Consider the following 12,123-nt stretch of genomic DNA (forward strand, 5'->3'; position numbering starts at 1 on the left):
TAGAGGACCTCTGGCAGGGCAGAGACCTCTACCTAATTCCCCGTGTCGTTCAAAATCATCCTCTTTTTCCTAGCTAGCGTTGCGGAGTTTTGACGTGTGTTCAGGTGCGCTTTTTTTGGTGTGATGCTATTTAATTTTTATCGAATTGGTACCTAGTGTCTGCAGCTACAAGCCCAACGATCTGCACGGTGCAAAGATTACGGTTGGCCTTCGCGCGGTTTTTCCCCATAAAGTGAGCGCACGGTCGCGAAACCTTTTTTAAGGTTATTTGCCAAGATGGCTTCCCTGAGCTATACAAAGTTTTCCCGTGGCATATTGCCATGCTTGTCCGATGCGAGAATACGGAGTGCCACGATAATGCGACGATTAAATAACGTAGGGATCGCCGTTGCTTGTTTAGTTTTAGGCGGTTGTGAATCTTGGTCAATTATTACCTCCTCCAAAATTGAACCTTCCAGCTCCGAAGGAAGTTGGAGCATGGTTACTTCGCTTACTGATCCAAAGCAATGGTCGAACTTGTTTGAAAAAAACGAGCTCACCGAGGAGTTCAAGGATTATTGCTTTAGAAAAGGCGAGTTCGATCCATTGGATATTGGACCGGTGGGAGCTGCTGCACTTTCAGCTCTCGGCGGGGTAGCTTGGGATCTGGCTGTTGAGGCCGTGAATAACAAGGTCGACAAAATTCAAGAGCAATCGAGTAGCACCTGGACCGCTACTTGGACCACGAACGGTACGATGCTGACGAGTGCGAAGTGTGTAGCGCTCGTTCGATATAGGCCTATAGTCGGACTGGACAAAAAGGTCAGCTACGACCCGCAGATGGCAATTCTGCTCAGTGTTGACTCGTTTAATCCTGGCAAGGATGGCCTTTCAGCCGTTCAGTTCGCGCCACTCCTTGTAGCGTCAAAATCGAGCGCTGCTTTGACCAAGGATGAGGGTAATGGAAAAGGCAAGATTGGCCTGTCTGTGGCGGGCGTCGTGTCGTATTTTGATGATGGCACCTTGAAGGACGCGTCACCTGACGCAATAAGTGTATCCGGGATTGACGTAGGTGATTCGGTCAAGAAGCCCGTCCAAATGTACAAGGCTGTCGGAAGAGCGGTGAAGGATGGAGAAGGCAACTACGAGATGAGTGGGCTGACCCTTACTAAGCCAATGGCCTTCCCAACAGCTAGCGATCTCTATTTGAAGTTCGCCGTGGTGGAGACAGGAACCCTGTCGGGTAAAAATGCCAAGAGTAAAGCCGAAATTAAAGCTGTGACAGACGCTCTCGGACCCATTGCAAAAGACGCCTTGAAGAAGCGGCTGGAGGGGGAAGACGCCAAATAAACGTAGGCCATCGATAAACAATCTGTTGGGGAGCGTTCTAAGTCCCCAACTTCTCTGGCCTTTTTGTTGGCTTGCCCGAATTCTGCCAAGCGGTCAAAACAAATCATCCAGCGGAAGGATTAGTTGCGGCCCTTGGTTGCGGACATTCCCCACCTCTTTGCCAACCCGAAACCATTCGAAGTCCTCAGTCGGTCGACACGCGGTCTTGGCGATCTCTTCAGCCCTGACCGCGTCCAGCTCAGGATCGAGCCATTCCCGAGCCATTGAAGGAGCGAGCACCAGCGGACGCCGATCATGAATATCAACCATTCCCTGATCGCTGGCAGCTGTGACGATGACGTACCCGTCCTGGTCATTCGGCTCAAGTCCAGGCGTCACCTGGGCCAGGGCGCCGAAGAACATCGGCGCCTGGCTTTTCAGGCGAATGAAGTAAGGCTGCTTTTTCTTGGGATCGTCCGGATCCTTGACCCACTCAAACCAGCCATTGGCAGGCGCGATAGCTCGGCCGTTCGGCCAAAGCTGCTTGAAGAATTTCCCGGTGGTGACCGTTTCCACTCGAGCGTTGATAGGGTCCGGTCTCTTGCCCTTCGCCCAGAACGGCGACCATCCCCACCGCACCTTATCGATGCTCAACCCACCGTCCGCCGGCCGGATGATTTCCACACGAGTCGTGGGCGCCACGTTGTACCGATCAATGGCCCAAAGGTCATAGCCGTTGATCACCAGTTGCTGTGAGCCAAGCTCTCTCAGGTAGTGATCGATCGGCTCGTAAATCGAATAGCGTCCACACATAGTGTCACCCGTCGAAATTTCCTATACACCAATTGACCGCCTGTACAACGCCGAGTTTACTGTATGCACATACAGTAACTTACGTTGAGTTCGCGTCATGAGTGTCACCATCCTTGGCCCGCTGTTGGAAGGGGGCGAAAAGCTCCCGCTGTACTCGTTCCAGATTCCTGCGGGTTTCCCTTCGCCGGCAGCCGACCATATTGAAAAGCACATCTCTCTGGACGAGCTGTTCGAGATCCGTGCCCCGCATGTCTACCTGGCAAAGATCGAGGGCGAGAGCATGCAGGGCGCTGGCATATTTTGCGGGGACCTGGTGGTCGTCAATCGCAGCCTGACGGCCGAGCACGGCGACATCGTTATCGCCGGGCTGAACTCGGAACCCATCTGCAAGCGCCTGCACATGCGTGACAACACAATCATTCTGTTATCGGCGAACAGCAAGTACCCGCCGCGCTACGTGATGGAGGGCGACGAGCTGATTATCTGGGGTGTGGTGACCTACAGCGTGCGTGACCATGGCAAACCGTGAACAAGTCTTTGCGCTGATCGACTGCAACAGCTTCTACGCCAGTTGCGAGCGCGTCTTCCGGCCGGACCTGGCGAAGATCCCCATCGTAGTGCTGAGCAACAACGACGGCTGCGTCATTGCACGCAGCTACGACGCGAAGCCCTTTGTGAAGATGGGCGTGCCGTACTTCCAGATAAAGGACGTGCTGCGCCGCAACGGTGTCCAGGTGTTCAGCAGTAATTACGCTCTATACGGCGACATGAGCGAGCGGGTGATGACCATCATCGAATCGATGGTGCCTGCCGTGGAGGTGTACAGCATCGACGAGGCCTTTGCCGACCTGACAGGTATTCGCGGCGATCTGACGGCGTTCGGTCGCACTATTCGCGCCGCGGTTCACAAGCGCACCGGCATTCCGGTGGGCGTCGGCATCGCTCCCACAAAGACCCTGGCCAAGCTCGCCAACCACACCGCCAAACGCCTTCAGGCCCACACCGGTGGCGTCGTGGATATCTGCGACCAGGTCAAGCGTGACTGGGTGCTGCGCAACACCGCCGTGAGCGAGGTATGGGGCGTAGGCCGCCGAATGAAGGTCCACCTAGAAGGCCTGGGCATCAAGACGGCCATGGACCTGGCGAAAGCCGACCCCTGGATGCTCCGGCAGAAATTCAGCGTGGTGATCGAGAAGACCGCCCGCGAGCTGGCCGGCACCCCGTGCCTGGAGCTTTCCGAGGCTGATCCGCCCAAGCAGGAGATCTGCAGTAGCCGCATGTTCGGCAAGCGCCTGACGACCATAGAGCCGATCAAGGAAGCGGTGGCCACCTACGTTCACCGGGCAGCGGAAAAGCTGCGAGCGCAAAACTCGTTGTGCAAGAAGATTCGCGTCAGCATCCGCACCGGTATGTTCAACCCAGAAGAGGCGAAGTACGCCAACGGGGCCTTGGTCGAACTGCCTTACCCGACCAACGATGTGCGATTGCTGACGAAGGCGGCGACCGAGGCGGTGAATCGTCTGTTCATGTCGGGATTCAAATACAGCAAGGCTGAGATCCTGCTGATGGATTTGCGCCAGTCTGGTGAATTTACGGACGACTTGTTCGCTCAGTCTCAACCGTTGATTGCTGAGAAGGTGATGGGAGTTTTGGATGAAATCAACGAGCGGTGGGGGCGTGGGACGTTGCGTACTGCTAGCGTGCCGTCCAGTCCGGAGTGGGGGATGAGGCGAGAGATGATGAGTCAGAGCTTTACAACGAAGCTCGACCAGTTATGGACCGTCAGGTGCAATTGAGTGAGCTGATTGCCGAAACGAACGCTGGGGCCATTGGCCCCAGCGTTTTAAAGCGTTACAGCTGCTGAAGGATTCTAATCAGTCGCATTGACCAATAAGCAGTCTGCAACAGTCGGATTAGTTCTTCAGGAAGGTATCGGCCAATGAAAGATTTCATTCGGAATACTCCAAAGCTCTGGCGAGACATGAAACGCCATATTAACGGTCCATGCATATCCCACCTACGTAATGATCAAAACCATATTTTCTATCGGATAAGTAAAACACTTAGCTAATAAATTAACGTGTCTAATGGTATTTTTACCACTCGCACGCTGTTGACGGTTTCGTCACTTGGCCATACCCTCTGAATTGCGAGAAACAAAAAGCAAGGCTGTAAGTGGTTGAAGCGAGATTACCACAGGAATTCCTCCGGGAATCAACCTGAAAAATCTGCCCCGAGGCCCGCCATTGCGCGGGCTTCGTTGTGTCTGGAGAACCCAAATGCGCGACCGACAGGGAGATATCTCGACAAACAGCGGGTTTGGCCTTATCCAAATGCTCCGTTTTGCGACATGGGGGGTAAGCGATGTGCAAATGCATAAATCCAAGAGTTCTCAAAAAAATCCGACGAGCGGTATGTGGCGCTTCGGTAGAACTGCGTGTCGACTAGGACATTATGTCCTAGCGACCATGGAAAGTTGCTGTTGTCCGATATCAATACAGTTGCGATGAATACTTTATAAAGCCATCAAAACTTCGGATTTGAACGTTGCTCTAAGTTCAGAGAGTCAAAGCTAAGCGGATCTTTCACCCCATCACGCCGGATCCTGCAGCGAGGTTTGGGCGTGAAAGCGCGAATTGCGTTTTCGGTTAGGCTCGATGAGCCTAAATAAAGCTGTACAGATAGGCTCAAAGAGCCTAGTATCGATTCCGTTGGTGGCATGCAGAAAGCCACTCGACTCTGAGGGGGCTAGCCATGCCGCCGGCGGAGAACGAGATGAAACTTTCTGAGGTAGCGACCATCCGCACGCGCTTTCCCGAGGCACATTTCTGGATCGTACGGCGGGGCTCAATACAACGGTGCGGCGAGCCCACCCGAAGCTACAACCCCGAGCACATCGGGTTACGGGTGGAACGAACTGATCTGTTGTTACCGGATTACCTGTTCTACTGTCTCGCAGCGATTCACCAGCGCGGCGACTGGCAAAGGGTAGCCACCGGGACGTTGAGCTTGGTCAATATCCGTGTTTCAGACGTTCGACGTATCGAGCTGTCGCCACGGTAGCAAAGGGGGCCGTAAGGCCCCTGACGCTTCACAGGCGCTTAAGGAATTGGTTTATGAACATCGATCTACCGAGCATTACCGAACAGCAGGCTTTTGTGTTCGAAGCGGCGACGAAGGCGGGCATTACGCAGCTCCAAGCCAACCTGAAGGCACCGAAACTGCCTGGGCAAACCGAGGTGGACGAAAGCCAGTACCCGCGAACCCACCTTCTGACCGAGCAAGAGGGATGGGAGCCACCGCACCGGGATCTGACCGGTGCCTACTTCCGACACTTCCAGGCGCATTTTCCTGCATACAACACCGATGCAAAGCTGGCGGCCCTGTTAGGGTTGTCTTCGGATCGCCGTGTAAGAGCCTTCAAGGATGGCAGTAAGGCCCCGCCTTATGGTGTTTGGCGCCGCTTCCTGGTGCTGACTGGTCGCGTTCCGCAAGAGATCGTCCCTGTACTGGCTTTCATGGCGTAGGCTTGAGGTGGGCGATTGGCAATTGGTCGTGGTATCAAGCTGCGAGGGTTTCAAATGGTTATACTCAGAAACATGAGAAAGCTTGCGGACTGTACCCTAAGGGTACAACATGAGTCTCAGGGCAGCGCACAAAGCGCGACCCGTGACCCGAAAGGATGAACACCATGCAGGAATTCAGTATGAGCGGCGCAGAACTGGAAAAGGTCCACGTCGAAATTGCTAAATTGATGGCCGAGACCAAAAAGCTCAACGCCGAAGCGGGCAAGATGACCCGCGAAACGTTCTGGTACCCAGTCGCGGTCGCCACCGGCTTGATCGGCACGGTGGCCACCGTCACCACGCTGCTGATCAAATACGTCTAACCGGACCAGGCCTCGCAATCGCGGGGCCTTTCAGCATCGAGCCCCCATGAAAATAATCGAGCAGTACAGTCCGCCGTCCGCGGACGCTTTGGCGCGCCTGAAAATCGACCTCGGCTATACCAGCCAACAAATGGCTGAGCTGGCTGGTCTGGCTCAGGGCGGACAGTGGCGTAAGTACACCGGCGGCGCCGCGCCGCGTACCTTGGGTGTGCATATGCATTTTTACTTGGCGGCGCTGCTTGCTCTTTCTGAGGCCGAGCTGGAGCGTGTGCTCGATACCATGCGTGCCCAGGGTGCGATGGTAACTGTGGGTGACATCAGCCGTTAGTCGTTGGAATCGTCAGGGCCCGGTCTATGCGCCCTCAACCCCCGCCCAACCCACTCCGCGACCTGCGTAACAACGGCGTTTCCGGCACTGAAAGCCTCCGCAAGGTTGGCCGCATCCAGTCCGAGGCAAAACCCATCATCTTCAGCCGCTCGCTGCCGCTCAACCATCTGATCCCATCCGTTCGGGTGAGCGACGAAAGTGGTACAGCCCATAGCGATCTGGGAGCCGGCTTTGTTTGCCAATAGAGTATTGGCAGCCCAGGCATCCGCGGGCCGAGGCCATTGGATCGAGCGAGCCGCTGGAGGTATTGCGTCCACTGGCGCGGCGTCAGCCAGGAACTCGAAGGGGGGCATTCGTCGATAACCGGCGACCAGGAATATTCGACGACGTTGCTGGGGGACTCCGAAATATTGAGCATTAAGCACTCGCCAAAATCCCACATACCCGCAGTCCGCAAGGGCCCTGACGACTGTCTCAAAGTCTTGGCTATCGTTGACAGCGAGCAGGTTAACGACGTTCTCAAGCACCACCCAGCCAGGTTGTATCTCTTTGAGGATACGTATGACTTCCCAGAACAAGCCGCTGCGCTCGCCCCGTAGTCCTCGGGAGGCGTGGTTGCCTTCTCGGTTTCCTGCAAGGCTGATGTCCTGGCAGGGGAAGCCGGCGGTGAGCACGTCGACCGGGCTGAGGTTATGGGCGCCGCACTGACGCACGTCTTCAAATTGCTGTGCATGGGGAAATCGATCGGCAAGCACAGCCCGGTTGATGGGGTTGAGTTCAACTTGCCAGGCGCTGCGGTATCCGGCGTTTTCAAATCCGACATCAAAGCCTCCTATGCCTGCGAACAGGCTTCCGATAGTGGGTTGCTGCATTCATGAACTCGTTGTTCTGGATGCTCGCGGCACACTGAGGGGAGGCTCTGGGCCTTCAAATGGTTGAGCGTCCGGCAACGCGGACATTTGATCTGTAGTTCCTGGAAGCCGCTGGCGGCGGCCAGCTTGCGACAGCAATGGCCGCAACGTATGTCCTGCATGCAATCGTCCTTGAGTTATTCGTAATCGTTTTTCCGTGCCCCGGTCATGGCGTCTCTGTCTGCATTTGTCGCCACTCCCGGTCAATCGCTCGCTTGGCCGATTTCTCCGTGGCGTACAACCACCGCAGTCGCTTAGGCCTGCTCTGATCACCGATCGACACTGTCTTTTCCTTCCCGGTCCTCCTGTCACGGTAGTGAGCAATTACCCCGGTGAAGTCGCCTTTGTTCTCTTCAGCCTGATCCTCAACCCTATCCTCGGGCAGCTTGCTTTCCAGCACCAGGTCGACCGTGTAGCCGTTGTCTGCATTGAGGCTGTGCAGCACGTTGCCGCCGTACCAGATGATCGCGTCGATCTCCGGCTTCACGCCCTGCAGCGTGTAGGTCAATTCGGGAATCAGGTCAGGCCGCCCCCGGGCGAGGGTGTAGCTGAGCGTCGCGCTACCGCGCTGTAACCGATTGAATTCAGCACGAGCGGCGCGCAAAGCTGATTGACGGTCGCTGTAGGTGTGGCGCAGGTCTTTGAGGTAGTCGCCACCGCCGGCAATGGCTTCCAGTTTCTTCGCGCTGTTCACGTCGTAGAAGTACGCTCGCACCCCGTCGTAGCTGTCGCGATCAGCCTCCAGGTAGCGATGTTGGTCGCCGTCGGCGCGGGTGAGGATGATGTGCGGCAGGTCGGCGCCGCTGGCGGTCTTGCCGCCGCCAGCCGGCAGGCACAGTAGACACCCCGCCTTGACGGTGACGACGGCGTCGAACTCTTCGCCGATGCGACTGACCAGGTTGGCGTCAGATTCGTTGGCCTGGTCCAGCTGCAGGATGGGCAACCCGGCCAAGGCGTCGGCGATGTTAGTGGTCAGGCCGTTGCCCAAGGCGATATCGCCCAGCACCGCGCCGAGCGTGGTATTGCTCCAGCTGCGCTCGCGCTTGGCTTTGAAACCCTTGCGCAGGTCCGCGGAACGGGCGCGAATGTTCAGCACGTCCGGCGCGCCGCTGTGTTCGATTTCATCGACCGTGTAGCTGCCCTTGTCCACCAGGCCAGTGTCGCTCCAGCCCAGCCACAGGCGGATCACTGCACCTTTCGGCGGAATAGTCAGCAGCCCGTCATGATCGCTGAGGGTGATGCTGAGCTGGTCGGCCTCGATGCCGCGATTGTCGGTCAGGTCCAGGTTCATTAGGCGCGGGCTGATCAACTGGGCGATGTCCTTTCCATCGACAGTGATGCGAAACGCCGGCACGGGGTAAGCGGCATCGCGGCGATAGCCTTCGACTAAGCCGTCGATGTATCCGGTGACCTTGGACAGCGCCGCGTCGATCACAGTAGCGCCCTCATGATACTGACGCCCACACGGGTGGCTGCGCCGAGCAGGTCAATGCGGTCGTCATCGATGCGCTTGAGGCTGAGCGTGAATTCGATACGCCGTGGCGTGCCGTCACGGAAGAACAGGGTTTTGGTTTCGTTCAGGCTCTCGATAATCCACAAGCCATAGATTCGACCGCTGCCTTCAACCATCGGCCAGGCCTTACCGGTGTTTGCCATCAGGCGCAGGGCGTCGAGGCTCAGTGCGCTGCCGGCCAGCTCCGGCAGGATGATGCCGGGCAGGGTGATGGTGTCGTCACCGCGCCCGACAAACTGCCGAGCCGGAGCAGCGCCAACGCGCGGATTGCTGGCGTGGCGCCATTCGGTTTGACGTTGCAGTGCCTGATAGGCCGCGGTGGAAAGGCTGAAGACGAACATGCCCAAGGCAAGCATCATGGTCGGTTACTCCAGGTCCGCAAGGCGGCTGCGGCGTCGAGCGGCTTGCTCGTGTTGATGCCGCGTCAGCTCGACACGCACCGCCCGGGCGACCGCATCGGCGTTCATGCCGGGCGCTGCGTGGATGTGAATGGCGTAGGTGTCGTGACTGTCTATGTGCTGGGCGGGCCGAGGGCTGATCGGGGCGCGATGATCAATCGTCAACGAATCAAAGGACGCCAAGCGTCCACCGGCCTCGATGAGCCGTTGGCTTAAAACCGTCATGGTGCGCACGGGATCGTCGGTGCGCCGTGTTAGGCCCTGGATGAGACCGTCCATGGTGAAGCCGCCCAGCTCGGCAAACACTCGCGAGGGGCTGTGGATGCCGAGGGTTTCCTTGAAGGCATCAATCGTTCGGGTGCCAAGCCGATCGACCACCTCCTTGAGCTTGCCGATGCCGGCGGTCAATCCTTTAACCAGGCCATCAATCATCAGCCCACCAAAGGCGGTGAAGCGATTGGGCAAATCGACGCCCAAGTACTTCAACACCGCGGCGAAAGCTTGATAGATCAGCCCAACCGGACTGAAGTCTGCGAGCACTCTCAAGATGCCGCCCAGCCCATCATCAAAGCCACTTCGGATCTCGTCCCAAGCGCCAAGCAAGTAAGCCGTTACGGCGTCCCAGTGCTGATACAACAGGTAGGCCGCGCCGGCGATGGCGGTGATGGTCAAGCCAATGGGGTTGAGCATCAAAGCGCGCCCGATCATCCACAAACCTTTGGCGAGGAAGGGCAGCACGGTACGGCCCAGCGTTGTCAGCAGGCCAATCAATCCTGGCAAGCGAAAGCCCAGCAGCATCAGGAAAAAACGTAACGCCGCGAACGGAAGCAGCACACTCGCCAGGGCCAACATCAAACCGCCAACAGCGACAGCCAGCGCGGCCATGACGGCCACAGCTTTCACCAGCCCAGCCGCCAGTTTTGGATTCTCCCGGGTCCAGCTTTTGATGCTTCGAACAAGTCCCGTCACGGACTGAACCAGCTCCCTCAATGGGCCGTTCTGCTGGTCTTGCAGCTCGATGCCCAAGTCTTGCCAGGCACTGCTGAGGGTAATCAGGTCACCTTTGAGATTGTCCGCCATGACCTTTGCCGTACGAGCGGCTTCGCCCCGGCTTTGGCGCAGGCTGGCGATGAGCGCTTGTAGTTGCCCGGTGCCGGCTTGTTCGACCAGTTGAGCCATGCCTTTTACCGCCTCTTCACCGGCAATGGCTTTGAGAAGGCCGCCTTTCTCGGCAGTACCCAAGGCGCGGGTTTTGTCGTGGATCTCCTTCAGCAAATCCGGCAGCGGGCGCAGATTGCCAACGGCGTCGGCCGTGGCGATGTTCAATCGCTTCAGAGCCTTTTCCGCGCCTTTGGGCGGTGCGGCCAAGCGGTTCATGATCGAACTGAGCGCCGTGCCGCCCATGCTGCCTTGTAGCCCAGCATCGCCAAGCTTACCGGCCATCGCCGCGGCCACTTCCAGTTCCACGCCGTAGGTTTTCGCCATAGGCGCGGCGTATTTCATGGTGTCGCCCAGCATTTGCAAGGTGGTATTGGAGCGGGTGAACGTGCCCACCAATACGTCGCCCAAACGATCCATTTCATCGGCTGTTAGCCCCAGCCCGGAAAGAATATTCGAAGCAATGTCGGCCGTTTGGGCCAACTCAGTGCCGCCGGCTGCCGCGAGATTGAGCATGCCGGGCATCGCGGTCTGGATGGCGTGGGGCTCAAAACCTGCCATACCAAGATAGCCCTGTGCATCGGCGGCCTGACCCGCCGTGAATTGGGTTGCACCGCCCAGCTGACGTGCCTGGGCGCGCAAGGCTTTGAGCGCGTCGGCCTGTTCCTCGAGTCGAGTGATGGCCTGCACCTGGCTCATGCTGGCATCAAAGTCGATGCCCGGCGACAGCAATCGTGCCCCTGCATACAACACCGAACCACCGCCCGCCGTCGCAACAGCCCCCTTGGCGGCCAGCTCGCCAGCGGTGCGTCGAGAGCCGTCCATCGAGCTCCGCGCAGCGTTGAGGCGTCGGCGTTGTTCCGTCAAGGCGGCGAGTTGTTTTTGTTGGACGCTTAGGCTGGCGGTGGTGCTGCTGATCTGTCGCCGCAGATGGCGTTCATCGCGGGCCAGATGTTGGGTGCTGATGCCGGCAGCGGACATTCGGGTGCGCAGTGTCTGGAGCTGTTCGTTTTGTTTTTGATGCTGTTGCTTGAGCGCCTGAGCGGCTCGGACAGCCTTCTGAAAGTGCTGGGTCATGGCACGGGTCGGCGCCCCGGTGGCGGCGAATTGTTGGCTGAGTGTTTTGACCTTTTCCCGCGCTGCGTTGAGCGCCTGTTCGGTGCGCAGTGCGGCCGAGCGTTGAGCACGCCAGGCACTGACATCTTGCTGCTGCGCGTTGAGGGCCTTGAGGCGGTCGCGGGTTTCTTTCAAGGCGCGAGCGGTGGCGATGCTGCTTTTGTCGATGGCCTTCAGCGGGCCACTGGCTTTGTCGATGGCATCGAGCAGCACACGCAGTTTCAAGTCATTCGCCATCGGTGGAACTCCGCACACGGGCGCGCTCGCGCCATTCCATGAGTTCTTGCAGACCCAGCATGTCCATGTCAGCTGGCGCCCAGTGAAAAACCACAGCCAGGTCGGCCATGGCGTCTTCTACGCAACGAGGCAGGCATCGGGCTTCGCCGCTTTCTGCAATAAAAAACCGGCGATCTTGGTGCCGCAGGTGAACAAGTCGGCCGGGTCCAAGTTGGCGGCTTCCGGTGCGGTGATACTGGGCTGGCTGATGCGCGGCAGGATCTTGAACAAAGTGGCAACGTCCATATTCAGCAGGTCCACTAGTTGCACACCGCGCAGCTCGCCGGATTGCGGTTTGCGCAGGGTGATGCTGTCGATGACGGTCTTGCCCCGGATGATCGGGGTGTCCAGTTGCACGGTGTTGTCGTCTTGGGGCGGCAGGGTTTCGAGATTGTCTTGTGTGTTCACAACAG

At 57.8% G+C, this 12,123-nt stretch carries 14 protein-coding genes; 6 read left to right on the plus strand and 8 right to left on the minus strand.

Going from position 1 to position 12,123, the window contains the following annotated elements; all coding sequences use genetic code 11:
* The first annotated feature begins 477 nt into the window (after positions 1-477).
* Positions 478-1,329 carry a hypothetical protein gene (locus tag ASC85_RS27005; RefSeq protein ID WP_057452064.1) on the plus strand — a complete coding sequence of 284 codons (852 nt, stop codon included), beginning with the start codon at positions 478-480 and terminating at the stop codon, positions 1,327-1,329.
* A 93-nt stretch (positions 1,330-1,422) separates the two neighbouring features.
* On the opposite strand, the gene ASC85_RS27010 is transcribed toward ASC85_RS27005, so the two are convergent.
* Entirely contained in the window at positions 1,423-2,121 is a 699-nt protein-coding gene (locus ASC85_RS27010) for an SOS response-associated peptidase (protein ID WP_057452065.1), read from the minus strand.
* Between the two features lie 97 nt (positions 2,122-2,218).
* Between ASC85_RS27010 and ASC85_RS27015 the strand changes: the two genes are divergently transcribed.
* The 5 genes from ASC85_RS27015 (at position 2,219) to ASC85_RS27035 (ending at position 6,338) form a co-directional block, all read left to right on the plus strand.
* On the plus strand, positions 2,219-2,650 hold the full coding sequence (locus tag ASC85_RS27015) for a LexA family protein (RefSeq protein ID WP_057452066.1): 432 nt from the start codon (positions 2,219-2,221) through the stop codon (positions 2,648-2,650).
* On the plus strand, positions 2,637-3,917 hold the full coding sequence (gene umuC, locus ASC85_RS27020) for a translesion error-prone DNA polymerase V subunit UmuC (protein ID WP_057452067.1): 1,281 nt from the start codon (positions 2,637-2,639) through the stop codon (positions 3,915-3,917). The genes ASC85_RS27015 and umuC overlap by 14 nt, the downstream gene beginning before the upstream one ends.
* Before the next feature lie 1,320 nt (positions 3,918-5,237).
* Positions 5,238-5,648, plus strand: coding sequence for a hypothetical protein (locus tag ASC85_RS27025; protein ID WP_057452068.1), 411 nt, complete (start codon positions 5,238-5,240; stop codon positions 5,646-5,648).
* A 179-nt stretch (positions 5,649-5,827) separates the two neighbouring features.
* Complete coding sequence (locus ASC85_RS27030; protein ID WP_082534519.1) at positions 5,828-6,010, plus strand: hypothetical protein; 183 nt, start codon at positions 5,828-5,830, stop codon at positions 6,008-6,010.
* Positions 6,011-6,056: 46 nt separating this feature from the next.
* Complete coding sequence (locus ASC85_RS27035) at positions 6,057-6,338, plus strand: hypothetical protein (RefSeq protein WP_057452070.1); 282 nt, start codon at positions 6,057-6,059, stop codon at positions 6,336-6,338.
* On the opposite strand, the gene ASC85_RS27040 is transcribed toward ASC85_RS27035, so the two are convergent.
* From ASC85_RS27040 to ASC85_RS27060, 7 genes are read right to left on the minus strand one after another with little or no spacing between them, the layout of a single operon-like run.
* Positions 6,335-7,210, minus strand: a complete 876-nt coding sequence (locus ASC85_RS27040) for a DNA cytosine methyltransferase (RefSeq protein WP_057452071.1) — start codon at positions 7,208-7,210, stop codon at positions 6,335-6,337. The genes ASC85_RS27035 and ASC85_RS27040 overlap by 4 nt on opposite strands.
* A complete protein-coding gene (locus ASC85_RS31810) occupies positions 7,171-7,371 on the minus strand; it encodes a Com family DNA-binding transcriptional regulator (RefSeq protein WP_082534510.1) in 201 nt (66 codons plus the stop codon). Before ASC85_RS31810 ends, ASC85_RS27040 begins: the two co-directional genes overlap by 40 nt.
* A 44-nt stretch (positions 7,372-7,415) precedes the next feature.
* On the minus strand, positions 7,416-8,684 hold the full coding sequence (locus ASC85_RS27045) for a phage late control D family protein (protein WP_057452072.1): 1,269 nt from the start codon (positions 8,682-8,684) through the stop codon (positions 7,416-7,418).
* A complete protein-coding gene (locus ASC85_RS27050; RefSeq protein WP_057452073.1) occupies positions 8,681-9,121 on the minus strand; it encodes a phage tail protein in 441 nt (146 codons plus the stop codon). The genes ASC85_RS27045 and ASC85_RS27050 overlap by 4 nt, the downstream gene beginning before the upstream one ends.
* Positions 9,122-9,127: 6 nt before the next feature.
* The gene (locus ASC85_RS27055; protein ID WP_057452074.1) at positions 9,128-11,671 is read right to left on the minus strand and encodes a phage tail tape measure protein; all 2,544 of its coding nucleotides are present in this window, start codon (positions 11,669-11,671) and stop codon (positions 9,128-9,130) included.
* Positions 11,661-11,780, minus strand: coding sequence for a GpE family phage tail protein (locus ASC85_RS31815; protein WP_082534511.1), 120 nt, complete (start codon positions 11,778-11,780; stop codon positions 11,661-11,663). Before ASC85_RS31815 ends, ASC85_RS27055 begins: the two co-directional genes overlap by 11 nt.
* An 8-nt stretch (positions 11,781-11,788) precedes the next feature.
* A complete protein-coding gene (locus tag ASC85_RS27060; protein WP_057452075.1) occupies positions 11,789-12,118 on the minus strand; it encodes a phage tail assembly protein in 330 nt (109 codons plus the stop codon).
* Between the last annotated feature and the right edge of the window lie 5 nt (positions 12,119-12,123).

It is taken from the genome of Pseudomonas sp. Root401 (assembly GCF_001425105.1).
Taxonomy (GTDB): Bacteria; Pseudomonadota; Gammaproteobacteria; order Pseudomonadales; family Pseudomonadaceae; genus Aquipseudomonas; species Aquipseudomonas brassicacearum.

What these genes read in the sequence shown, in the direction of transcription:
- ASC85_RS27005 (WP_057452064.1), top strand. Translation starts at nt 478, where the DNA reads ATGGTTACTTCGCTTACTGATCCAAAGCAATGGTCGAACTTGTTTGAA.
- ASC85_RS27010 (WP_057452065.1), bottom strand. Translation starts at nt 2,121, where the DNA reads ATGTGTGGACGCTATTCGATTTACGAGCCGATCGATCACTACCTGAGA.
- ASC85_RS27015 (WP_057452066.1), top strand. Translation starts at nt 2,219, where the DNA reads ATGAGTGTCACCATCCTTGGCCCGCTGTTGGAAGGGGGCGAAAAGCTC.
- umuC (WP_057452067.1), top strand. Translation starts at nt 2,637, where the DNA reads ATGGCAAACCGTGAACAAGTCTTTGCGCTGATCGACTGCAACAGCTTC.
- ASC85_RS27025 (WP_057452068.1), top strand. Translation starts at nt 5,238, where the DNA reads ATGAACATCGATCTACCGAGCATTACCGAACAGCAGGCTTTTGTGTTC.
- ASC85_RS27030 (WP_082534519.1), top strand. Translation starts at nt 5,828, where the DNA reads ATGAGCGGCGCAGAACTGGAAAAGGTCCACGTCGAAATTGCTAAATTG.
- ASC85_RS27035 (WP_057452070.1), top strand. Translation starts at nt 6,057, where the DNA reads ATGAAAATAATCGAGCAGTACAGTCCGCCGTCCGCGGACGCTTTGGCG.
- ASC85_RS27040 (WP_057452071.1), bottom strand. Translation starts at nt 7,210, where the DNA reads ATGCAGCAACCCACTATCGGAAGCCTGTTCGCAGGCATAGGAGGCTTT.
- ASC85_RS31810 (WP_082534510.1), bottom strand. Translation starts at nt 7,371, where the DNA reads ATGCAGGACATACGTTGCGGCCATTGCTGTCGCAAGCTGGCCGCCGCC.
- ASC85_RS27050 (WP_057452073.1), bottom strand. Translation starts at nt 9,121, where the DNA reads ATGATGCTTGCCTTGGGCATGTTCGTCTTCAGCCTTTCCACCGCGGCC.
- ASC85_RS27055 (WP_057452074.1), bottom strand. Translation starts at nt 11,671, where the DNA reads ATGGCGAATGACTTGAAACTGCGTGTGCTGCTCGATGCCATCGACAAA.
- ASC85_RS31815 (WP_082534511.1), bottom strand. Translation starts at nt 11,780, where the DNA reads ATGGCCGACCTGGCTGTGGTTTTTCACTGGGCGCCAGCTGACATGGAC.